Source organism: Singulisphaera photorubra (genome assembly GCF_045290345.1).
Classification (GTDB): domain Bacteria; phylum Planctomycetota; class Planctomycetia; order Isosphaerales; family Isosphaeraceae; genus Singulisphaera.
This window is the reverse complement of sequence record NZ_CP155447.1, coordinates 6317392-6340496: the sequence shown is the minus strand read 5'-3', so window position 1 is coordinate 6340496 and position 23105 is coordinate 6317392. Positions and strand designations below refer to the sequence as shown.

The window sequence follows — 23105 nt, the reverse complement described above, 5'->3', positions numbered from 1 at the left end:
GACCAACGATTGGATTGACGCCTTGGGATACCTGGACATGGAATCTGCGTTGTCCCCTTCGCTCTACGAGATCGCCACTCGCGACTGGCTCGGCGGGTTCTCGCGCACGTTGGGACGACCTGCGACTTTTGATGATGTTCCCGACCAGGCGCTCGATCAGATCGCCGCACTTGGATTCGACTGGGTCTGGCTGCTCGGCGTCTGGCAGACCGGAGCGGTCGGGCGCGAGGTCTCGCTCAACCACCCCGAGTGGTCTCGGTGGTATCGCGCCCATCTGGCCGACTTCACGGATCAAGACGTTTGCGGATCTCCGTTTGCCATCCAAGGTTATTCGGTGGACCGCGACTTCGGGGGAGATGAGGCGCTGGCCCGCCTGCGTACCAGGCTGCGGGCACGGGGCGTGCATCTCATGCTCGACTTCGTGCCCAACCACACGGCCCGGGATCATCCTTGGGTCGAGCAGCATCCGGAGTACTACATCGCGGGGACGTTGGCGGACCTCGGTCGCGAGCCGGGGAACTATGCACGGGCCGAGACGGCGGCGGGTTCGCGGGTGCTGGCGTTCGGCCGCGACCCTTATTTCCCGGGGTGGCCCGATACCTTCCAACTCAACTATCGCCATCCCGCCCTCCGTGCGGCGATGCGTGATGTGCTCGTGAAGGTGGCCGCCCAGTGCGACGGTTTGCGCTGTGACATGGCCATGCTGGTCTTGCCCGACATTTTCGCCCGGACCTGGAAGGAAGCCTCAGTCCCCACTGATGGCGGCCCTCCGGAGGATTCCCCCTTCTGGCCCGACGCGATCGCTCGCGTGCGCACGGAGACCCCCGAGTTCCTGTTTCTGGCCGAGGCCTACTGGGATCTGGAGTGGACGCTCCAGCGCCAAGGGTTCGACGTCACTTACGATAAGCGGCTCTACGATCGGCTCCATGCCCAGGACGTCACCGCCGTCCGCGACCATCTTCGCGCTGACGTCGACTTCCAGCGCAGGTCCGCCCGGTTCCTGGAGAATCACGACGAGCCTCGAGCGGCGTTCGCCTTCGTCCCCTGGGAAGTCCACCGGGCGGCCGCCACGGTCACATTCCTGGTCCCCGGGCTCCGCTTGTTCCACCAAGGGGAACTCGAAGGCGCTGCGATTCGGGCCTCGGTCCATCTGGCCCGCCGCGCGATCGAGCCGGTCAATCCGCCCGTGGCCGAATTTTACGCCCGCTTGCTCGAGATTTTGAAGCGTCCGGAGTTGCGGCGAGGCCGCTGGACCCTGCGGGAATGCCGACAGGCCTGGAACGAGAATACGACATCCGAGCAGTTTCTCACCTTTATGTGGGAAGATCCGGCCGGTGGGACACTGCTGATCGCCGTGAACTATGCGCCCGACCAAGGGCAGTGTTACGTCGTGCTGCCGCATGAGGTGTTCGCAGGCAAGACCTGGACTTTCCGGGACTTGACCGGCCCCTTCGAATACCAGCGGAGCGGCGATGACCTGGTCCCCCACGGTCTCTATCTCGATCTGCCGCCGTGGGGAACGCACGTTTTTGAAGTCAGCCAGGTCGGCGCCTGAACGGGAAGTCGGCGACTGCCGGCTACAACACCGGGCTGGCGCCGGATAAGATGCGGCTCGTATGTCGAAGGTCCGGGTTTCTGCATGAAAAAAGAATCAAACGGATGGCTTCCCCAAGCGGTCCGGCCGATTCCGCGGACGTGTGGCTCCCGAACGACCGACTCTCCTTCTTCATCCTGCAAAGCGAGGCTGAACCGTGGCCAAGATGAGAATCGCGGAGCGATATCGCCTGCTCTGGGCGGTCGCCCTGATCGCTGTTTGCGGCGGGCCGACCCAGGCCGACGACTCCTGGGTCGTTTACGCAGGAGGTGACGGCCCGGGCCAGGGCAAGCGCGTTGTCCTGGTCAGTGGCGACGAGGAATATCGCTCGGAGGAAGCGCTCCCGCAACTGGCCAAGATTCTCGCCACCCGGCATGGATTCACATGTACCGTGCTCTTTGCGATCGGTGACGATGGGACCATCAACCCCAAACGGGTCGACAATATCCCCGGCCTGGAGGCGCTCGACACGGCCGACTTGCTGATCCTCGCCACCCGTTTTCGTGACTTGCCGGACGATCAGATGAAGCATGTGGTCGACTACATCGAGTCGGGCCGCCCGATCATCGGCATGCGAACGGCCACGCACGCGTTCGACCTCAAGAAGAGTAAGACCTACGCCAAGTACACCTGGAACGGCAAGGTCCCTGGCTTCGAGGGGGGCTTCGGCCGCCTGGTCCTCGGCGAGACCTGGAACAGCCACCATGGCGCCCATGGCAAGCAGAGCACGCGAGGAATCCTTGCGCCGGGGGAGCAGGAGCATCCGATCCTCAAAGGCATCAAGGACGGTCAGATTTGGGGGCCGACCGATGTTTACGGCGTCCGGCTGCCGCTGCCCGGCGACAGCAAACCCTTGGTCTTTGGACAGATTCTCACGGGAATGAAGCCTGATGATTCCCCGATCACGGGGCCGAAGAACGATCCGATGATGCCGGTGGCCTGGACCAAGACCTACACCGCCGCCAATGGCAAAACCGCGCGCGTCTTCGCGACCACGATGGGAGCCTCACAAGACCTCGAGAACGACGGGGTGCGCCGGCTCCTGGTCAATGCCGCCTACTGGGCGACGGGCCTTGAGGACAAGGTCTCCGCTAGCGCCGATGTCTCGATCGTCGGTGATTATCATCCGCTCCCCTTTGGATTCGGGGGATTCAAGGCGGGGGTGAAGCCGAGCAGTCACGAAATTAAGTAGCAATGCCGAGGCGTTGATTCATTGCGGACGAAATGACACGAGCCATCCGAGGGACCAGGGTCCCTCGGATGGCTCGTGTCGGTTTGGGGATGGTCACGGCTCAGACCATGATCGACTTGACCACTTTGGCCAATTCCTCACCCGTCTCGGTCAGGCCGTAGAAGTTATTCTTCCCTTGACGGCGGGGTGAGATGATCCCACCATGCCGCAGCAAGGCGAGGTGGTGACTGACGGCGGGCTGGCTCTGGCTCAACTCTTCGCTCAGCGCTCCAACGTGCCGCTCTCCCTCGGAAAGCATCAAGATCACCTGAAGACGGGTCGCGTCGCTGACCTGCTTCAGCAAGTTCGCGGCACGCTGCGCCTGCTTCAGTCGCAGACCGCTCTCTTTGGCCTTGGTTGCGGTCGCCGTCTTGGTCGCGGTCGCCGTCTTGGCTGCGGTCGCCGTCGTCGTTGCCGTTTTTGCAGCCTTCTTCACGCCCGAAGTCGCACTCGCCATCGAAACATTCTCCAGCATTCATGCATTTGCCCGAGCGACGCGTACGGAACCCCTTCTGAGAATCAATCGGGGATTTCCTGAGAACGGGTGGGGGGAAACCTGAGTCCGGACGTCCACTCGCCGCTTGAGCATCTTTTACAATCGACAGTATGGGGGAAGCGGAATCCCATAGTCTGCAAATATATCATGAGATTGCTGAGTGACAACATCCTACTGCTTTTAAAACTCAAAAATAGCGACCGGTGTAATCGGTTGTTCGTTATGCGAAACCAGGGCCGTGACAGACGTCAAACGCCGATCGATGAGCAATGTTTGACGTCTGTCTGGCTGTGGCTCAGGGGGCGGCGAGGTAGGAGTCGAAGACGCGGACCTTCGCCCACGTGGCCTTGTTTTCCTCGACGAACTTCTTGTGGCGAGGGTGGGCCTGGTACGCTTCGTTGGCGGCCTTGTCCCGGAACACCAGGTGGATCGCGACGTCGAAATCCCGGTCACTGACCGATTCTTTCACGTCTTCGGCGATGGTGCCGACCGAGAAGGAGATGGTTCCAGCATGGCCTGTAAGGTATGTCTTACAAGCGTCGACCATCTTCATCCTCGACTCTTTGGAATGATCTTTCAGAGTGAAAAAGACCACGTGGGCCAGGGGTTCCTCCTTTTTATCGGCAGCCTGAGCGAGGCCGCCCGCCAGCAGACTGGCCGCAACCGACGAAATGACGAGCTGGGCGAAGAAACGGTTCATGAGGATCTCCTTGTGGGTGCACGCGTGTCCAATCAAAGGAACGGTTCGCCATCATGATCGAGTGAGGTTGGGGTGACAAGTCGCCGCAGATTCCGCCAACTCACTCCTTGAGTGAGCTGATGGGTCTTGACTCGATAGAATTCTCGAAATCCTATAGAGCGTGTGCGAATGTGATTTGCTGTTGTAGGACAAGCGGCCTCGATAGAATCCTCGAAATCCTATAGAGCGTGTGCGAATGTGATTTGCTGTTGTAGGGTAAGCGACTCAGGGGTCGATGGGGTGTGCCCGCCGGTGGCAAGCCAAGCCGCGGACTCAGCCAGGCTTTGAGACGCACCGCTCCGAAACGAGAGTTTTTTATCGTGACCAAGCCAACAAAACTTCAAGAGAAGGCGTGCGAGCGGCTGGCGGACGCACTCCTGATGATCACCGAGGCGGCCAGGCTCGACGGCAAGGGGGCGTTCAATGCGTCCGACCTGGACGAGGTGGCTTCGCGCCTGGTGAGGGCCTCCTCGGTTTTCGACCTGGATGCGATCGTCGCCAGGGCGCTCGAGATGCGCGGCCGCGCTCTCGGTCGGCGCAGCGGCACGGCCGAACTGCTGATGCTCCTCGAGGGAGACCTTAAACCATTGTCCATGCTTCTCCTGCCCGACGACGCGTTCAATGAACGCATGAATACGATCGATGCGGAACTGGGTGAAATGTAATTCGCGCAAAGAGGATTTCGGCCACCCGCCGATGGGGGTAGTCTAAGACGGACTGCCGGCTGCCATTGAGGCGGGCCGGGCTGGCGACGCTCGCGGCAATTTCACAGCTCAGACATCAAGAACGGGAACCGCTTCCATGTGGCAGATCGGCTTGCTCCTCGGTTGTCTCTCAGTGGCCTTGGCCGAAACCAAGGCTTCAACAGGCGTCGATCCTTCGACTCTCGCGAAGATTCGGGTCTATGTCGGGACCTATACGAACGGGAAAGGGCAGGGGATCGTCCTGCTCGATCTTGACCCGGAATCGGGAACGCTCACTGCGCGAGGGCTCGCCGCCGAATCGCTCAGCCCGTCGTTCCTGGCGATCGACCCGACCCGCCGTAACCTCTATTCCGTGAACGAGGTCGCCGAGAGCGGAGGGCGGAAGAGCGGGGGCGTCAGCGCGTTCGCGATCGACCCGAAGGACGGGACTCTGAAACACCTGAACACGGAATCGTCGGAAGGGGCCGGGCCGTGTCACCTGGTGGTCGACCACGCCGGCAAGAACGTTCTGGTGGCGAACTACGGGGGAGGCACCGTGGCCTCATTGCCGATCCTGGCTGACGGCCGGCTTGGCGCCGCGACCGCGTCGATCGAGCACAAAGGGACCGTCGCCGACCCCAAGCGGCAGGGGAAACCGCACGCCCACTCGATCAACGTTGACGCGGCCAATCGGTTTGCGATCGCGGCCGACCTCGGGCTCGACAAGCTCCTCGTCTACAAGTTCGACGCGGCGAAGGGAACCCTGACCCCCAACGACCCTCCGTTCACGTCGACGGCACGCCGGTCCGGACCTCGCCATTTCGCGTTCCACCCCGACGGCCGGCACGCCTACGTGATTAATGAGATCAACTGCACGGTGACCGCCCTCGACTATGACGCCGAGCATGGCGTCCTGAAGGAACTCCAGACCCTGCCCACGCTTCCCGCCGGCGTTGAGGTCAAGCCGAGCGACTCGACGGCCGAGGTGCAGGTCCACCCCTCGGGCAAGTTCCTCTACGGCTCGAACCGAGGCAACGACAGCATCGCGATCTTCGCCATCGACGCCGCCACCGGCCGGCTCACCCCGGTAGGCCACCAGCCGACCCAGGGCAAGACCCCGCGCAACTTCGCCATCGACCCGACCGGCCGGTTCCTCCTGGCCGCCAACCAGGATTCCGGCACGATCGTCGTTTTCCGGATTGATTCGGCGACCGGCAAACTCGAGCCGACCGGTCAGTCGATCGAGGTCAAGTCACCCGTCTGCCTGAAGTTCATCCCGATCGCGAAGTGACGTGACCAGGAGTTGAAGCGCGTGGACGAGGCAACCGGGACGGTTCGCTGGTATGATGTCGAGATCCTCCTCGAACCGACCCGGCCGAGGGGGATGCCTGGAACCTCGTCCACCTTGATACTCTCCTCAAGTTCGGCGACGACGATCGGCTCTGATCGTTGCACGGTTTTGAAGTGCCCATCCCACCTTGGAATCCCCACCTATGAGTCGACCTACACGCGTGAATGCTCCGTTCGCTCTCGCTGCCCTGTTACTTTGCGCCTGGCTCTCAGCCGCGACGGCGGGCGAGTTCAAGCTGAACGGCCGCACATTCACCTTGGCCGATGGTTTCGAGATGGAACTCATCGCCGGGCCACCCCTGGTCGATCGACCGATCACCGCCGATTTTGATGAGGAAGGCCGGCTCTACGTTTCCGACTCGTCGGGGTCCAACGATCCGGTCGTCAAGCAGGTTGTGGATCGGACCCACCGCATCTTGCGGCTCGAGGACACCGATGGCGACGGCCGGTACGACAAACGCACTGTGTTCGCCGATCGGATGATGTTCCCCGAGGGGACCATGTGGCACGACGGCTCCCTCTACGTCGCGGCCCCCCCGAGCCTCTGGAAACTCACCGACACCGATGGCGATGGTGTCGCCGATCAACGCACCGAGTGGTTCCAGGGGAAAACCCTCACCGGCTGCGCCAACGACCTGCACGGCCCTTACCTCGGCCTCGACGGCTGGATTTACTGGTGCAAGGGGGCGTTCGCCGAGCAGACTTACGAGCGGCCGGGCCGTTCGCCGTTTGTCACGAAAGCCTCACATATTTTTCGCCGTCGACCGGAAGGGTCGCTGATCGAGCCGGTGATGACCGGCGGGATGGATAACCCGGTTGACGTCGTCTTCACCGCGGGGGGGGAGCGGATCTTCACGACGACTTTCCTGCAGATCCCTGGCGGCGGTCGCCGCGACGGTCTGATTCATGCGGTTTACGGCGGTGTCTACGGTAAGGTTCACGACGCGGTGCTGAACGCGCATCCCAAGACCGGCCCCGAGCTGATGCCGCCGCTCACCCATCTCGGCGCCGCCGCTCCGTCCGGCCTCACCCGCTACGAGTCCGATGCCTTCGGCCCCGGCTATCGCGACAACCTGTTCGCTGCCCTCTTCAACATGCAGAAGGTCACGAGGCACGTTCTCGAGCCGAGTGGCGCGACCTATACGACCCGTGACGAAGACTTCCTGGTCTCTCCCGAGGCCGACCATGACTTCCACCCCACCGACGTCCGGGACGATGCTGACGGCAGCCTGGTCGTGCTCGACACCGGCGGTTGGTACAAGCTCTGCTGCCCGACCTCGCAGATCGGCAAGCCGAACGTGCTCGGGGCGATCTACCGGGTGCGTCGCAAGGGGGCACCGCGGATCGACGACCCGCGCGGGTTGAAGCTGGATTGGACCCACCCGACCGCCGTCGAACTCGCCAAGCGACTGGACGACCCCCGCCCCGCGGTTCGTGCGCGAGCGATCCACCTGCTGGGTAAGCAAGGTGAACCGAGCGTCTCCGCGCTCGCCGAAGCGATCCGAGTCGGCCGCTCGGCCGAGTTGCGGCGAAACGCCGTCTGGGCCGCGACGCGAGTCGATCGCCCCGAGGCCCGCGTGGCCGTTCGCCAGGCCCTGGCGGATGCTGATGCGACCGTCCGCCTGGCCGCGATCCACTCCGCGAGCGTCTGGCGGGACCGCGATGCGTCCCCGCCCCTGCTCGGCGTGCTCAAGGATCGCGAGGCGGCCAACCGCCGTGCCGCGGCCGAGGCCCTTGGGAGGATCGGCGGCGAAGGCGTTGTGCCGGCCCTGCTCGAGGCGGCCGGAGTGCCGGCGGATCGGGTGCTTGAACATTCGCTGACGTACGCACTCATCGAGATCGCTGACCCGAGCGGAACGGCGGCCGGACTTCAGAGCCAGAACGTCAGGACCCGTCGTGCCGCGCTGGTGGCTCTCGATCAGATGGAGGGGGGTGGCCTCAAGGCCGAGGACGTCGCGCCCGGTCTCGCCTCGACCGATCCACTCGTCCGGGAAACTGCGTCCTGGATTGCCGGCCGGCATCCCGAGTGGGCCGCGACTTTGGTCGGCTCATTTCGCCAGCGCCTGAATGAAAAGGGGTTAGCAGCGGCCGAAGCGGACGAACTCAGCGTTCAACTTGCCCGATTGGCCCACTCCGCGCCGATCCAGGCGTTGCTGGGCGAGCCGTTGCGCGATGCGGACGCCTCGTCGGAGACCAAGCGAATTGCGCTGCGAGCGATGGCCGAATCGGGTCGCCGCGAAGCGTTCGACGGCTGGGAGCCGGGCTTGATCGAAGTCCTCTCGGGCGCGGACCTCGCATTGAGCCGCCAGGCCATTGCAACCAGCCGAGCCTTGCAGACCCCCAAGTCTCGCTCGCGGACGCTTGCCTCGGCCTTGCTCCAGGTGGCGAGCCGGGAGGCAACGCCGGCCGAGGTTCGTCTCGAGGCGCTGGCGGCTGTGCCGGGCGGTCTCCCCGAAGTCGACGCGGTCCTCTTGACCTTTCTTCGCGGTGAACTGGCCCCCGACCGCTCCGTCGCGATCCGAAGCGCGGCCGCCGACGTGATCGCGAATGCCAGGTTGACGACCGATCAACTCGCGGACCTGACCAACACCGTCAAGGACGCAGGCCCGCTCGAGATCGATCGCTTGATTTCGGCCTTCGAGCATAGCCACGACGAACAGGTTGGGTTGAAGCTGGTCAAGGCGCTGGAGGAGTCACCGGCCCGGACCACGCTTCGGGTCGAGATGATCAAGCCTCGCTTGGCGAAGTACAACGCGAAAGTCCAGACCGAGGCGGAAGCGCTCTACGCGGGACTGAACGCGGACGCGGCGAGCCAGAAGGCGCGGCTCGAGGGATTCCTGGCGACGATCTCCGGTGGCGACGTCAGACGCGGTCAGGCGGTGTTCAATAGCACCCGAGCGGCCTGCGTCTCCTGTCACGCCATCGGCTACCTGGGGGGTAAGGTTGGCCCTGACCTCACCCATATCGGCAAGATCCGCACCGAGCGCGACCTGCTCGAGGCGATTCTCTTTCCGAGCGCAAGCTTCGTGCGGAGCTTCGAGCCGCTGAGCATTGCGACCAAGGACGGCAAGGTCTTCAACGGCCTTCCCCGCAAGGATGCCCCCGACGAGATCGTGCTCGCCACCGGTCCCGACCAGGAGGCACGCATCGCCAGGGACGATATCGAAGAAATCCGCCCCGGTTCGGTCTCGGTCATGCCGGCCGGACTCGATCAGCAACTCTCCGCGAAGGAACTGGCCGACCTGATCGCGTTCCTCAAAGCCTGTCAGTAATTCAAAAAATCAACGACCCGATACAGGGCTAGGAAGCCTCCCACTACTCGTTCCCACGGGGGACCGTGGGAACGAGGGGGATTCCTAGCTCTATGGCGGGTCGTTGAAAAAAACACGCAGTAGCACGGCCGGCCCGGCCGTAATTCCCTTGGAGTAGCCCGGTTCGGCCATAATTCCCTCAGTCTCGGCGCGAGTCCGAGTGATGGCCATGGGCCGAAAGGGAAACGGCCGTCCCGGAATGCGGTTGTGATTCGTTGGAAATTCAAAGGTCAAGGCTTCTTTATTTCCCAATGATCGGACTCCTTCAACACCGAGGAGCGAGTCGAGCATCATGGCGACCGAGATTGAGAATACGGGCTCAGTTCCCGGCCCAGGATCATTGATGACGACGGGGGAACCAATCTGGGATCGCCCCCATCGGCCGGCCTGGATGCGACTGCTCAACGGGGTAGGGGGGGGACTGAGGCGCGTTGGTGTGCTCCGGCCTCGGCTCGACCCCGACTCCTTGCTGGCCTCGGCCCAGCGCCGGGCGGGCCTTTCGGACTGGGGCGACGACGGCTTTCGAGAAGGGCTCAGGGCCTTGGTCGACGCGTTCGAGACGCAAGGGCCCGCTCACACCTTCGGCCGGATCTTCTTCCGGGAATACTGCGTTGCCGCTCTGACGAACCGCCTGCGGATTCAGGACGACCTGAAACGCCACCCCGAGATTCTCAGCACACCGATCCGCCGTCCTCTGTTCATTACCGGGCTGCCTCGGAGTGGAACGACCTTCCTTCATCGCCTGATGTGTGAGGACCCTGGCGGTCGCCCGCTGTACCTCTGGGAGACGTTAGCGCCTTCGCCGTCACCTCGCTACGAGACCCGCCTGACCGACCCACGGATTGCGCAGGCCCGGAAGCAGATCGGCCTGTTGAATTCGCTGGCTCCTCGGATCCGAGCCGCCCACCTGTTCGATGCCGATAGCCCTGAAGAATGCAATAATCTGTTTGCGCATGGATTTATCGCCGGCGTCAACGGATTCCTGTTCGACGTACCTCAGTACGTGGAATGGATGAACGAGCAGAGCTTGCTCGAGCCCTATCGTTACCTTCGCCGCCAACTCCAGCTCCTCTCGTGGCAGTGGCCGGGTGACCCTTGGCTGCTCAAGGCGCCCGCCCACATTTATGGTCTCGACTCCCTCCTCGCCGTCTTCCCGGACGCCTGCATCGTTCAGATCCACCGTGATCCGCTTCAGGTTCTGCCTTCGCTCTGCAGCCTGGCCTCCGCCGTCCGGGGGATCACGTCCGACCGTGTCGATCTGAGACGCCTGGGAGCGGAATTCACCGAGGCGATGGCCCAAGGAACCGAACGCGCAATCGATGCTCGTGCCACGGCCGACCCGGCCCGGTTTTTCGACGTGACCTATGCGTCGCTTCTGGCCGATCCGGTCGAGACGGTCCGCGCAGTCCGGCAATATTTCGGATATTCATACGATGACGAGTTCGCGGCCAGGATGAGGCGCTGGCTGGCCGAGAACCCGCAGCACAAGCACGGTGTCCATCGCTACACTCTCGAGCAGTTCGGCCTCGACTCAGACGTGGTGAACCGCCGATTCTCCCGATACCGCGAGTGGACCCGTTCCTTGGCTCGCTCCTCCTCGCCGCAAACATAAACAACGATCCGCGACAGAGCCAAAGAACCGATATTTTTGCAGTTTCCGCCACGGGTTGGTTTGCAGTAGCACGGCCGGCCCGGCCGTAATTCCCTCGGGGTCGGCGATCGTCTGAGAAATGGGCCTGGGCCGAGGGGGATACGGCCGGGCCGGAAATCTATCGAGATTCTCGCCCAGACACGGATCGTTGAATATAAACCAATACGGAGCCTGATCCTGGTTTCGAGCCATGTTTTTGCATGGCTATGAAAATAGAAAATCTCTGATTGTGTGTTTCATCGTTGGTGAGAATTGTTGGGCTGGACGGAAAGAGTGAGGATCAGCCTTTCATTTCGAAGAGGGCAATCTTGTTGTGCCCCGCTGCTACGAGGGTGCCTGACGATTCGTCGAACGACGTGTCGTGGACGTGCATCGGGGCCTTCTCCTGAGTGAGGACGGCCTTGGTCTTGAGGTCGAGGAACATCAGGAAGCCGGCGTTGTCCCCTCCGGCGGCGATCAGCCAATCTCCCGCGGGGTGGAACTCGAGGCGCTCGACCAGGCCCTTGACCTTGTCGTCGACGAATTCATGGGTCCGCTCCCCCTTGCGCCAGTCGAAGACCTCGACCCGGGCCTTGCCGTCGAGATGGTCGATGTTGCTGATCTTGCCGATGCCACCGACCGCCAGCCTTGTGCCGTCGGGCGAGAAGGCCAGCGAGCGGATGCCGCCGATCGAATGACGGCGCTGGACCGGGTCCCAGGTGTACATCCCAGGGGCTTCCAGCGTGGCTGTGGACTGGCCCGACTCGACGTCCCAGACGACCACGCGGCCGACCTTGTCGCCGGTAGCCACCTGGCGGCCGTCGGGTGAGAATGCGCAAGCGAAGAGCATCGACGGAAAGTGGTGCGGGGTGGTCTCGGCATGGCCGCGGAGCTCGTGGAGCTTCGAGCCGGTCTCGGCATCCCAGATCCGGCAGACCATGTCATCGGCCACGCTGGCGACCCGCTTGCCATCGCGCGTGGCGGCCACGCCCCGGATCCACTTGGAGTGAGCATCGACGGTGCGGACCTTCGCTCGGGCGTCGAGGTCCCACCAGATCAAACGCCCGTCATAGCTCCCCGAGACGGCCATGACGCCCGCCAGTGCAAGCCCGGTGACGTAACTCTCATGGCTCCCGAGTTCGCGAGCCTCCGGTTTGTCGGCGGCGAGGTCGATGTCGTGGACCTTGAAGTCCGACCCCCCGAACACCAGCCGGCGCGTGTCGGGGATCCGTTCGACTGCGAAGACAACTTCCCGACGTGAGAATTCTTTGACGACCTTGAGCGTCTCGGGATTCAGGGTAGCCATGGGACGAAGACCTCGTAAGGCGAACTCGCCGCGGGAACAATGCGTTTGAGCGGTAACGTCAAGTACCGAGCACGTACAAGGCTCTGTTTCTGTGTCAAGGTGGGCATGGCCCACCCTGATATTTTGGAATAAGGACCTGATTTCTCAGGCCAGCACGTCGGCAATTGCCTCGGTATCCGGCTCGGTGAGGGGCACCGGCCGCGAATTCACGAAGTAGTTCTTTTGCGGGTTGATGCCGAGTGCCTGGTAGATCGTGGCGAACAGTTCGGCGGCTCCGACCTCACCGTCGACGACGGCGTTGCCGGTCGCGTCGGTCTTGCCGAAGACGGAACCCCCTTTGATGCCGCAGCCGGAGAGGGTGGCACTCCAGGCGGAGGCAAAGTGGTCGCGTCCCAGGCTGGGGTTGATCGAGGGGGTGCGGCCGAATTCGGCGAGCGTGATCACCAGGGTGTCTTCGAGCAGCCCGCGCTGGTCCAGGTCATCAAGGAGGGTGGCCATGACGTGATCGAGCTCGGGGACGAGCTCCTGGTGGGTTTCGAAGTTCTGGCCGTGGCTGTCCCACCAGGCGCGGCCGACCCGGACGAACGGCACCCCCGCCTCGATCAAGCGGCGAGCGACCAGGGCTTGCTCGCCGAACTGAGTGGGGCCGTAGAGGTCGCGGACCCGCTGCGTCTCTTTCGTGATGTCGAAGAGCGTCTCACTAGCCATCAGGCCGCGGACGCGTTGATAGGCCTCGTTGTGGCTCCCCAACGCGTTCGACGACCGACCGCGCTCGAACCGTTTGCTGAGCAGCTCGCGCAGTTCGCCACGCTGACGGTGGTCGAGGTCGGAAAGCTCGGCTGCGCGACGGATGTTCTCCGGGATCATGCTTGTGGTCAGTTCCATCGGCGCGTATCGCGAACCGAGGAATCCGCTCGAGCCCGGGGCGAAGTCGCGGCCTTCGGTCGCGGAGTAGAACGAGACGTAGTCGGGCACCTTACTGTCGGACTGGCCGAGCTCACGGGCTAGCACGGCGCCCAGGTCGGGATAGCGAAGGCTTGGGTCGTCCATGCGGCCGCGCATCATCAGACGGGCGCCGCTGCCGTGATCGCCGTTCTTCGTGTTCAACGAGCGGATGATGCAGGTTTGCTCCATCCGCTTGGCCATCTTGGGCATGAGCTCGGAGATCTGGATGCCGGGGACCGACGTTGAGATCGCCCGGAACGGGCCACCGGTCGCCGCGCCCGGCTTGGGGTCCCAGGTCTCGAGCTGGCTCGCCCCGCCCGCCAGCCAGAGCAGGATGACGCGCTTCCCCTGGGATTTGATCTCCCGGGCCAGGGCTGGCTCCTTGAGCACGTCGAGCACCGTCATGTCGGCCGCGAACGCCGCCGCACCGGCGGCCGCCGTGCCGAGGAAACGACGCCGATCCATCGCGTGCGCGGGTGAACCGCAAAAGTTGGCGCGTCGGTCGCTGGCCATCGAGGTGCCCCCGATTCGTAGTCGTCAATGTTTAAGAAGAAAAGTTGAGATATTGTTTAGTGATTGAACCGGAACTCCGCGCTCGTCAAGAGCACCCAGACGAGCTGGCGGATCCCTTCGACTTGCCGGTCGCTGCGCTGCGCGAGGAAATCGCCCAGGAGCGAAGCCTCATCGTCGGCCGGCGGGCGAGAGAGGATGTTGCGGACCGCAATGGCGACTCGCTCGTCACCGTCGTCGATCTGTGCGAGTCGGGCCACCAGCCGTTCTTTGCGATCGGCCAGGAGTTCTTGAATGCGATCGCCGTTGCTCATTAAGAGGGCTTCGGAGACGCCGATCTGGTAGTCCTCCCCTGGCTTGGCGAGGGCGCTCGCGAGCCCTCGGGCCCGGTCGTCGAGCTCGGCCTCGAGTTTCCCCGGGGTCAGGCTGGCCGGGAGCGCCGAGGGATCGGTGGTGGCCACCCACATCGAGGTCGCAAGCTGCAAGGGAGTCAGGGGCCGAACCGCGGCGACGCCGAACAGGCGAGGGTCAGGGGCTTCGCCATCCTGCCAGAGGCTGGTGCGTGCATAGGCTCGGCTCAGGACCAATCCGCGGATCAGTCGGCGGAGGTCGTAGCGGTGCTCGACCAGGTCCCGGGCCAGCCACGAGAGCAATTCGGGATGGCTCGGCGGGTTTGCCGAGTGCATCTGATCCAGGGGCATCACGAGCCCCGTCCCGAAAAATCGGTACCAGAGGCGATTGACGATCGCGTTCGCGAAAAAATCGCGTTCGCCGGGCCGGAGCGCGACGTCCACCAGTTGCGCCCGGGCACTGAACTTGGGGGCGGGCGGGGGCTCCTTCTTTTTCTTGGCCTCGGCGAGCCGTCGCTTTTCCTCTTTCTGCTCCTCCTTGGACGGCTCTTTCACCGCCGGGGTGTCGACGATCCGGCCGGTCAAAAACATGAGCCGGGCCTGCCGTTCCTCGCCGTCGGTCGTCTGGAACTTGACACTTCCGTAGTCGTTCTCACCGAGGAACGTGCCGGCTTCGTAGGTGCGGGCGAAGAAGGACTTCATCCCGTAGTAATGGTCCTGCTTCCAGTCGACGACGCGCGGGTGGTCGTGGCATTTTGCGCAACTGACATCCACACCGAAAAAAGTTGAGCTGACGTCGCTGGTCAGGCGATCCAGGTCCTTGGCCCTCGGCTTGAGGTAGTTCCCTGCTCCCTTGAGGCCCGGCTGGCTCTCGTCGGCCAGGATGATCTCGCGGAAGATTTGATCCCAGGGGCGATCTTCCTTGAGGGCCCGATTGAGGTAATCGCGGAGGCTGCCTCGGGTTCCGGCCATCATCATGGCGTCGAGTTCATTGGCCTGGTGTTGCACGTAGGCGGGCGACGCCATCAGCCGGTCGATGAGTTCGAGCGGTTTCTCCGGGCTGGTCGACTCGAGGTAGGCACGCATCTCAGCCTCGGTCGGGATCCGCCCGATCAGGTCGAGGGTCAGCCGACGGATCAGGCCGGTGTCCTCGGTCGCGGCGGCGGGCTTGACCCCCTCCTGGCTCAGCTTGGCGTCGAGATAGAAGTCGACGACCTCGGGAATCGGCCGATCGGCCGGTAGAATGTCAACGGCCCGAGCATTGGATTCGACCGCGAGAATCGCGGTGAAGATGGTGAGGGCCAGGCGCGGAATTCTCCTCATGGCATCCCTCGGTGAGCGACCTTCAGGCAAGGGCCGAACGGGCGAGTGGGATCCTTGGCAGTGGCAACCGCGCCAAACCTCAAGGGCTGAGACGTCCGGCGAACCGTTGCCCTGGGGAGATCTCAAGGACCTTCAATGAATGTTAAACTATACCTCGCGGCGGATTGACGCCACTCAAATCTTTCGAAAGCCGCTCTCGTCTGGCGTTCCACGAACCTCCCTGTAACATGGCGCAGGCACGAAGAAGCGGTCGGCGCGGCCGATCTTCCCACGACGTCACACTGGAGCCCCCACCGATGGTCGTTACGTCGATTTCGGAAGCGAGAACGGGTCCAAGGCTTCTGGTCCTTGCGGCACTCACATTTCTCGTCGGGGCGCCCGTCGCTTTCGCCGGTTTTCCCGAGGCCTCGCAACTGCCTTCGCAGACCAGCCTTCCCGACCCGCTCGTGATGCTCGATGGCCATCGCGTTGCCAGCAAGGAGGAATGGCTCGCCAAACGCAGGCCGGAGTTGAAGGCCCTCTTTCAGTACTATATGTATGGCCAGATGCCCCCTGCGCCCGCAAAGATCGAAACGACCGTAGCGCGAGTGGACCCCAACTATTTCGGCGGCAAGGCGACCAAGAAGGAAGTGGCGATTGCGTTCGGGCCGGCGGCTACTCCGGAGATCTACTTGCTGCTCGTGGTGCCGAACCACAGAGAAGGCCCTGCGCCGGTATTCCTTGGGATCAACTTCTGCGGCAACCACACGGTGGTCAATGACCCGGGGGTCGCCTTGCCGTCGTCCTGGATGCCGAAGAACTGCCCGGGCTGCAAGGACAACCGGGCGACCGACGTGGGGCGAGGCTCGCAGATTAACGTGTGGTCGATTGAGGATGTGATCGATCGTGGCTACGCCGTTGCGACTTTCTACAGCGGTGACGTCGCCCCCGACCATCCTGACTTCACCGATGGGATCATTCCTCACTACTACAAGCCGGGGCAGTCGAAGCCCGGCCCGCACGACTGGGCGACGGTCGCCGCCTGGGCCTGGGGCTTGCACAGGGCCGTCGACTACTTGATTACGAATAAGGATATCGACAAGTCGAAGATTTCCGTCGTCGGCCATTCCCGCCTGGGCAAGGCGGCGATCGTGGCCGCTGCGTTCGACGAGCGGATTGCCCTGGCGATTCCCCACCAGGCGGGCTGCGGCGGCACGGCGCCCAGCCGTGGCAAGGTTGGTGAGTCGGTCAAACGGATCAATACGAGCTTTCCGCACTGGTTCGATGCCGCGTTCAAGGAATTCAACGACCAGCCCGACCGGCTCCCATTTGACCAGAACGGCCTGGTGGCGTTGGTCGCCCCGCGCCCGGTGCTCTTCACCAATGCGGTTGACGACACCTGGGCCAATCCCGAAGGACAGTTTGAGGTTCTCAAAGGGGCCGACCCCGTTTATCGTTTTCTGGAGGTTGAGGGGCTCGAAGCCGATCGGATGCCGGAACCCGGTAGGCTGATCGACAGCAGGCTCGGCTACCATATTCGACCGGGGAAGCATTCGATGGGGAAGGACGACTGGAAGGTCTTCCTCGACTATGCCGACAGGCAACTCGGAAAGCCTGCCGTCTCCAAGTGACTTTGAGAATGGAATGATGTCCCCGAATTCACCGTCTCCCGCCGCCGGCGATCGTCCCGTCAACGTGCCGAAACCCCCTGACGGTTCCGGCTCAGCACCGCCGCGCCGGCTGGCCTCGATCGACGCGTTTCGTGGCTTTGTGATGTTTCTGCTACTGGCGGAGTGGCTTCAGCTTTCGCGAGTTGCGAAGTCGTTTCCGAAGAGTGAGTTCTGGGCGCTCTTGAGCCGCCATCAGCAGCATGTCGAGTGGGTTGGCTGCTCGTTGCACGACCTGATCCAGCCTGCGTTCTCGTTCTTGGTCGGAGTGGCCTTGCCATTCTCGATCGCCAGTCGGCTTGCGCGCGGTCAGTCCACGATTCGGATGGCGGGCCACGCGTTCTGGCGGGCGCTCGTGCTGATCCTGCTGGGGATATTCCTTCGTTCGATGGGCAAGGACCAGACGAACTTCACGTTCGAGGACACGCTGACCCAGATCGGTCTGGGCTACGGGTTCCTGTTCCTGCTCGGTCTTCGTCCGGCCCGCGACCAGTGGATTGCGCTGGTGGTCATCCTGGTCGGCTACTGGGGGGCGTTTGCGCTCTACCCCGCGCCCGGGGCTGAGTTTGATTATACGAGTGTCGACGTTCCGCAAGACTGGCACCACAACCTCAGCGGGTTCGCCTCGCACTGGAACAAGAACAGCAATGCCGCCTGGGCGTTCGATACCTGGTTCATGAACCTGTTTCCGCGCGAAGCCCCGTTCCTCGATAACCGCGGCGGCTACGCGACCTTGAGCTTCATTCCCACGCTCGCCACGATGATCTTCGGCCTGATCGCGGGGGGCGTGCTGAAGGACGATCGCAAGGCGTGGATGAAACTCGGCTGGTTGGCCGTGGCAGGCGTCATCGGCCTCTTCCTGGGTGCTGCGATTGGGGAACTCGACTTTTGCCCGGTGGTGAAGCGGATCTGGACTCCAAGCTGGGTGCTCTACAGCGCGGGCTGGTGTTTCCTGATCCTCGCGGCCTTCTATGCCGTGGTCGATATGGCCGGCCTGTGGTGGCTTGTCTACCCGCTCATCATCATCGGCACGAACTCGATCGCCGCGTACTGCCTCCACTGGCTGGTCGAAGACTTCATCACGGCCAACCTCAAAACCCACTTCGGCAAGGAGGTCTTCACTGCCTTCGGGCCGGAGTACGAGCCGCTCGTCCAAGGTGCGGCCGCCCTGATGGTGGTCTGGCTGATCCTCTTCTGGATGTATCGTCGGAAGCTATTTATAAAAGTCTAGGCAAGTTTGCGATTCATCTTCGGGGCGGCCTTTTTTTAGCAACGATCCACGACCGAGCGAAAGAACTGAGGATTCTTGCGGTTTCCGCAACAGTTGGGTTTGCAGTAGCACGGCCGGCCCGGCCGGAATTCCCTCGCGGTCAGCGCGAGTCCGAGGAATGGCTCTGGGCCGGAATTCCATCGCGATTCTCGCCCGGTTGCGGGTCGTTGTTATTTTTTGGGCTTCCAGACCCGAATCCGATTCTTGCTCCCGGCCTGCGTATTGAACGTTGTCGGGCGATCCCCTTGGTCTTCCGCCGCGCAAATCTTGATGGTTTCACCATCCCAGGTGTAAATGCCTTTAAGGGATAGGGCGCCGTCGTCCCGCAGCAGGTCGTAGGTTTTGGGCGTCCTGCTCGGATCCAAGGTGACGATCGCCGAGCGGTCTGCGCCTTGTGCGGTGAAGGGACCTGATTGCCCTGGACCAGAATGGAGAGTTCGAGCAATTCCTCGACCGGGACCGGCTTCCCTTCGTACTCCTCGGAGACCAAGACCCAGGTCCCCTGATACTTGTCGAGATCACTCCTTGGGGCCTCGTCGGCGGCGAGCAGCAGGCCGGAAAACACGACTGTTAGGACCAGTGGCCTCATCATGGGGTAAATTTCCTGGCATGGTGAAAAATGAAATGTTGTTGATTGTTTAGGGGGGCGGCATCCCCCAGGAGGTCAGTTGCGGTCGAGCAGACGCTTGGCCTGTTCGGCAACCTGAGGATCGGCGTCTTTCGTCCATTGAGGGAGGACGGCTGCCAAGGGCTTGGGGAACTCCGGCAACCTCCAGAGGAGCCGGAGCACGACCCGCCGTTCTTGGGGCGTGGTGGTCTCCGCTTTGCGGAGGGCGAACTCGGTGAGAAGTTCGTTCGAGGACCGTCCGAAAACCGCCTCGGCTTCCCGTAGCCAGTCGTTTCGGGCATTCTGCCAGTTGCGTCGCAATTCTTCCTCCGCGGGGGGCTCGATGGGCCGTTCCAGGTCGACGAGGACCTGGAAGGCATCGCCAAGCCCGCGGCCGTCGCCTCGCGCGGCCAACGCCTCGCAGAGCCTCAACCAGAGGTGAGGATCATCATTGCGCAACAACCCGCTTTCGTATGCCTCGCGGAGACCATCGAGCGCCTCTGGGGTATCGAGGTTCCAGAGGTAGAGAATCCCTGAGTAAGTGGCATTGGCCGTCACGTCTTTGCGGCGGAGCATGGTGCGGATGGGCTTGAGGAAGTCAGGGTCCCGGCTTTCCCGGACGGCGTGGGCCCACACATCGGCCGCGTCTCCCGTCGCCAGCTCGGCGGCGATGCGGTTGTTTGTCTGCTCCTTGAACTGGAGCATCGACCGGACGAGTTCGTTCCGGGCGAAATGCTTGGCCAGGTCCGGGCGCCGGGCGATGAGATCGGCGGCCGCGATCAGCCAGCGGACCGCCCGCGGATTACCTGTTCGGCCGAGGAGCGAGTTGATGACAAGAGCCCGGGAGACTCTGCCCTCAAGACGAATCTGCCCCTTGTCGTCGGCCACGGGCCGCAGGGTTTCGAGATCCGCCAGAAGCGTCTCGCCCAGTTGGTCCACGGCGGCGTCGGAACGCTGGTGCGCCAGGGCGATGAGGGCGTCCTGCTCGAGGCGATCGAACGATTTCGCCGCGGCAAGTTCGGCGTCATTGTTCTTTTCGCGGGTGGGGGGCTTGCGCTCCAGGATCGATCGAAGGGTAGTGATATGGTTGGATTTTCCCAGGAACGTCAGGCCGGTGGCGACGGTTTCACGGACTTCCGGAGCCTGGTCGGCGGCCAGCGGTTCGAGGATGCCGGCCGCTCCTTCCGCCTCTGAGTAAGCGAGGAGGCGCGCTGCGTCGGCCTTCACATCGGCGGCGTCGTGGCCCTCGAGAATTCCGACAAGTGCCTTGGTGTGCCGCCTCAGTTGCGTGAGCCGAAGCGACGGCTCATCGCGTCTCTGGGGATTGGAAAATGGGTCTCGAGTGAACTCAGCGTGGATACTCCGCTCCATCCTCAAGTCGTCCAGCCGATCGAGACCAATCCGCCGGCTTTGTTCGTCAGGCGCGGTCAACAGCGTGGAGATTTCGAATGGGGAGATGGGGTGCGCGAACATTCCCCACAACGAGCCCATCGGCGCGGAGATTCGTTCGCCGGGTGCAATGCCGATGGCCACGTATTTGGGCTGCGTCCCACTCCGGAGCTTTCCCAGGTCGATCTCGAAGCGCTGTTCCGTTGGCTCGGAGACCACCTTGAGACTTGTCGCGAGCTGTCCGCACGAGAGGAGCTCTCCGGATTCACTGAGGAGGCTCACGGCGAGATCGAGGTAGAATTCCTGCGGCCCGTCGATGCTCACGACATCCAAGGCCAGTTTGGCCGTGCCCTCAGCCGTCCGGTCGAGCCGGACTTGCCAGGCGCGTGTGAGCGCATCGCGTGGCGACTTGGTCCCATAACTTGCGACCTCGCCCTCCTTGGCGTCGGGGATGTTGACGGCGAACGGCTCGCCCCAGCGGATCGGGATCACGCTCAAGGGCTGCCGCATCGAGTCCGCATCCCCGGACGGCACCGCAATGGATCGAACCGACTGCCAGGGCTGTGAGCTCCGGAGTGATACGGAACCTCGCTTCGTCCCGTCCTGGTCCGTGAGTGTGACCGTCGCCGCGAACAGTAACCGCTGCTTCTCATCAAGGAATGCGAGCGGCAGAGTATCGGACGCGTTGCGGTCGTTCGTGGTTGCGGAGACGACGACCGTCCGCTTGGCACCGGAGGTCACCCGGATCTCGTAGGGGCCACTTCGGATCGGGTGGCCGAGCGAAAAGGGAACCGTCGCGACGTTGACCCGCCTGTCCGCCTCGCCCGCGCCGTCAAACAGAGTTCGTGTCGTTTCCACCTGCTTCAACGCCTCGTCGAGCAATTTCTGCCCGCCGTCGATTCGGACATGTTCCACAACACCGCGGCTCTTATCCTCGGCCTTGAACCAGGAGATAACCTCTTCAAGCATCCAGTGGGTGCCGGCCACGAGCTGGAACCGATACTCGCAGGTCAATCCGTCGTTTGCCTCGATCCGGATGGAGCGAGGCGCCCATTGGCCCGGCTCAACCTCAACGAAGTCACGATAATCAATCTCAAATGTTCGATTATCCCTTGAACTCACGAGTGTCTCGTGGATGGGCACGTTTCGGACCGGATCGATCTCGATGATCTCCTTCGCCGGGACGATGTCGTGCATATACGACCAGGACGAAAAGGCGAGCATCGTCCCATAACCGAGGTGGGTCCCGTGAAGGTTCGAGACGGTTGCGACCCGGCAGGGCTGGCCGGCTCGAGTGCCGTCCTCGATCGTGACCGTGGCGAAGTCGAGTTGATCGCGGTAGCGGAAGAGTGGCAGGTCGAGCTGGCACCCGAGCCGGGCGTATTGCTTGAGGGCAAGGTCGTAAGGTTGCCCCCGCCTTTGCTCTCGCTCAGGCCGGCCAAAGACGCGGGCGAACCGGGCCCCTCGTTTCGCCACCGCGCTCTCCGCGGTCTTCAACGCGATCCTCCGGTCGCCGAGCCCGCTCTTCATCTTTCCGAGGCCGTCGTGGGCGACCTCGAAGACCGCCTCGCCAGCCTGGCTGAGCACGCAATCCTCGCGAACGTCTTCGCGGACAGTGTGAAACGTGTAGGAGAGCGTCCGGAACGGCGGCCGCCAACCCGAGCCTGTCGGGCCGCCTTCGAGCCACGGTCGATTGTGGTCGAGCATTGCGATCAACTCACGAGCCGCCGATTGCGACCGCTGCTCGGCGTTCGTCGGCGGAGCCGCGACTTCCTGGCCGTTGACCTTCACGTCCCGGGTGCGGGTCAGCACGACCGTCCCCTCGGGGCGGATCGATTCGGAGAGCCGTAGCAACCAGACGGCATCGCCCAGCCAAGCGAAGTGCATCCGATAGTGGATGTCGGAGTCGTTGACGTCGATCTGCCGAGGGATCCACTTATCAGCGCCTGTCTCTTGCCAGTCGGCGTAGCGAATCGTCGTCGAACCGATCTGCTCCTCGAGTGGCACGAGCCGCTTGGCGTCGACGACAATCGTGACTTCGCGGGCGGAACGGGAGAGGTAGCCGCTCCAGGAATTCTCGACGCCGTTACCGATTTCAATGCGGATGGGCCGCTGCTCGTCCTTCGGCTTGACCCGAAGCGTGAGGTACTTTCCGCCCTCCTCCCGCTTGACGTCAACCTGGAAGTTGGCCGGCGCTCTCAACAACTCGCGGAATCCAGCCTGGAGCGTCGCCCCCAGCCAGACTCCCTCACGCCGGAGTTCTCCTCGTGTGACCTTGATGGCGGTGGCCGTCGGCCCGAAGAATAAGCGGTACTCCAGTGTTTTCAGGGCGGCCGGCGGCATGATCCAGTTTGTGGAACGGGCCGCCAACTGGCGAACGATCTCGTCAGCGTCGGGAGCCTTCGCCGGCGGCTGATTCGAGGCCGCCTGGGCCGGGATGTTCGCGGGCTGCGTCTCGGGCGGCTCCTGGGAGCCGACGCCCGCCGACGCACCCACCAGCACTAGGACGACTGCCGTCCGCATGGCCCGGTGTGCCGGCCCCCAACGTGCGGAGCGGTCGCGGAGCGGATCCCACCCCCCGGCGATCCACACGATCAGAGCACGGATCCCCAACGTTGCCCCGAACAGGCTGAAGTGCAGGAGGGCGGGTGATCCGAGCAGGGCCGCCCGGTGGCCAAGAGAATTCCGTGTTGGGGCCATGGCGAACAATCCATCCTTCCTTGCC

Annotated in this window: 15 protein-coding genes; 8 read left to right on the top strand and 7 right to left on the bottom strand. The window is 63.2% G+C overall.

Annotated elements, in window-relative coordinates; genetic code table 11:
- Positions 1-37 precede the first annotated feature (37 nt).
- Both V5E97_RS23840 and V5E97_RS23835 read left to right on the top strand, forming a co-directional pair.
- The gene (locus tag V5E97_RS23840) at positions 38-1555 is read left to right on the top strand and encodes an alpha-amylase family glycosyl hydrolase (RefSeq protein ID WP_406694048.1); all 1518 of its coding nucleotides are present in this window, start codon (positions 38-40) and stop codon (positions 1553-1555) included.
- 196 nt (positions 1556-1751) lie between these two features.
- Complete coding sequence (locus V5E97_RS23835; protein WP_406694047.1) at positions 1752-2786, top strand: ThuA domain-containing protein; 1035 nt, start codon at positions 1752-1754, stop codon at positions 2784-2786.
- Positions 2787-2886: 100 nt separating this feature from the next.
- On the opposite strand, the gene V5E97_RS23830 is transcribed toward V5E97_RS23835, so the two are convergent.
- Positions 2887-3282 carry an ArsR/SmtB family transcription factor gene (locus tag V5E97_RS23830; RefSeq protein ID WP_406694046.1) on the bottom strand — a complete coding sequence of 132 codons (396 nt, stop codon included), beginning with the start codon at positions 3280-3282 and terminating at the stop codon, positions 2887-2889.
- A gap of 334 nt (positions 3283-3616) precedes the next feature.
- Entirely contained in the window at positions 3617-4021 is a 405-nt protein-coding gene (locus V5E97_RS23825; protein ID WP_406694045.1) for a Dabb family protein, read from the bottom strand.
- Positions 4022-4380: 359 nt separating this feature from the next.
- On the opposite strand from V5E97_RS23825, the gene V5E97_RS23820 reads away from it, so the two are divergent.
- The 4 genes from V5E97_RS23820 (at position 4381) to V5E97_RS23805 (ending at position 11016) form a co-directional block, all read left to right on the top strand.
- Positions 4381-4725 (top strand): hypothetical protein, encoded by a 345-nt coding sequence (locus V5E97_RS23820; protein WP_406694044.1) that lies wholly within the window; start codon positions 4381-4383, stop codon positions 4723-4725.
- Between the two features lie 136 nt (positions 4726-4861).
- Positions 4862-6034, top strand: a complete 1173-nt coding sequence (locus tag V5E97_RS23815) for a lactonase family protein (protein WP_406694043.1) — start codon at positions 4862-4864, stop codon at positions 6032-6034.
- Between the two features lie 202 nt (positions 6035-6236).
- A complete protein-coding gene (locus V5E97_RS23810; protein WP_406694042.1) occupies positions 6237-9365 on the top strand; it encodes a PVC-type heme-binding CxxCH protein in 3129 nt (1042 codons plus the stop codon).
- Between the two features lie 382 nt (positions 9366-9747).
- Positions 9748-11016, top strand: coding sequence for a sulfotransferase family protein (locus tag V5E97_RS23805; protein WP_406694041.1), 1269 nt, complete (start codon positions 9748-9750; stop codon positions 11014-11016).
- A 319-nt stretch (positions 11017-11335) separates the two neighbouring features.
- Here the strand turns inward: V5E97_RS23805 and V5E97_RS23800 are convergent, their stop codons facing one another.
- The 3 genes from V5E97_RS23800 to V5E97_RS23790 all read right to left on the bottom strand — a co-directional run bounded on the left by V5E97_RS23800 (position 11336) and on the right by V5E97_RS23790 (position 15468).
- Positions 11336-12340 carry a WD40 repeat domain-containing protein gene (locus tag V5E97_RS23800; RefSeq protein WP_406694040.1) on the bottom strand — a complete coding sequence of 335 codons (1005 nt, stop codon included), beginning with the start codon at positions 12338-12340 and terminating at the stop codon, positions 11336-11338.
- 144 nt (positions 12341-12484) lie between these two features.
- Positions 12485-13798, bottom strand: a complete 1314-nt coding sequence (locus tag V5E97_RS23795) for a DUF1501 domain-containing protein (RefSeq protein ID WP_406694039.1) — start codon at positions 13796-13798, stop codon at positions 12485-12487.
- 56 nt (positions 13799-13854) lie between these two features.
- Positions 13855-15468 carry a DUF1549 domain-containing protein gene (locus V5E97_RS23790; protein WP_406694038.1) on the bottom strand — a complete coding sequence of 538 codons (1614 nt, stop codon included), beginning with the start codon at positions 15466-15468 and terminating at the stop codon, positions 13855-13857.
- Between the two features lie 296 nt (positions 15469-15764).
- Here V5E97_RS23790 and V5E97_RS23785 point away from each other — a divergent pair, with 296 nt between their 5' ends.
- Together V5E97_RS23785 and V5E97_RS23780 are read left to right on the top strand one after the other, a co-directional pair.
- A complete protein-coding gene (locus V5E97_RS23785; RefSeq protein ID WP_406694037.1) occupies positions 15765-17078 on the top strand; it encodes an alpha/beta hydrolase family protein in 1314 nt (437 codons plus the stop codon).
- 16 nt (positions 17079-17094) lie between these two features.
- Positions 17095-18345 (top strand): acyltransferase family protein, encoded by a 1251-nt coding sequence (locus V5E97_RS23780; protein WP_406701203.1) that lies wholly within the window; start codon positions 17095-17097, stop codon positions 18343-18345.
- A gap of 139 nt (positions 18346-18484) precedes the next feature.
- Here the strand turns inward: V5E97_RS23780 and V5E97_RS23775 are convergent, their stop codons facing one another.
- Entirely contained in the window at positions 18485-18976 is a 492-nt protein-coding gene (locus V5E97_RS23775) for a hypothetical protein (protein WP_406694036.1), read from the bottom strand.
- Positions 18977-19048: 72 nt separating this feature from the next.
- Positions 19049-23080 carry a hypothetical protein gene (locus V5E97_RS23770; RefSeq protein ID WP_406694035.1) on the bottom strand — a complete coding sequence of 1344 codons (4032 nt, stop codon included), beginning with the start codon at positions 23078-23080 and terminating at the stop codon, positions 19049-19051.
- Positions 23081-23105: the final 25 nt, after the last annotated feature.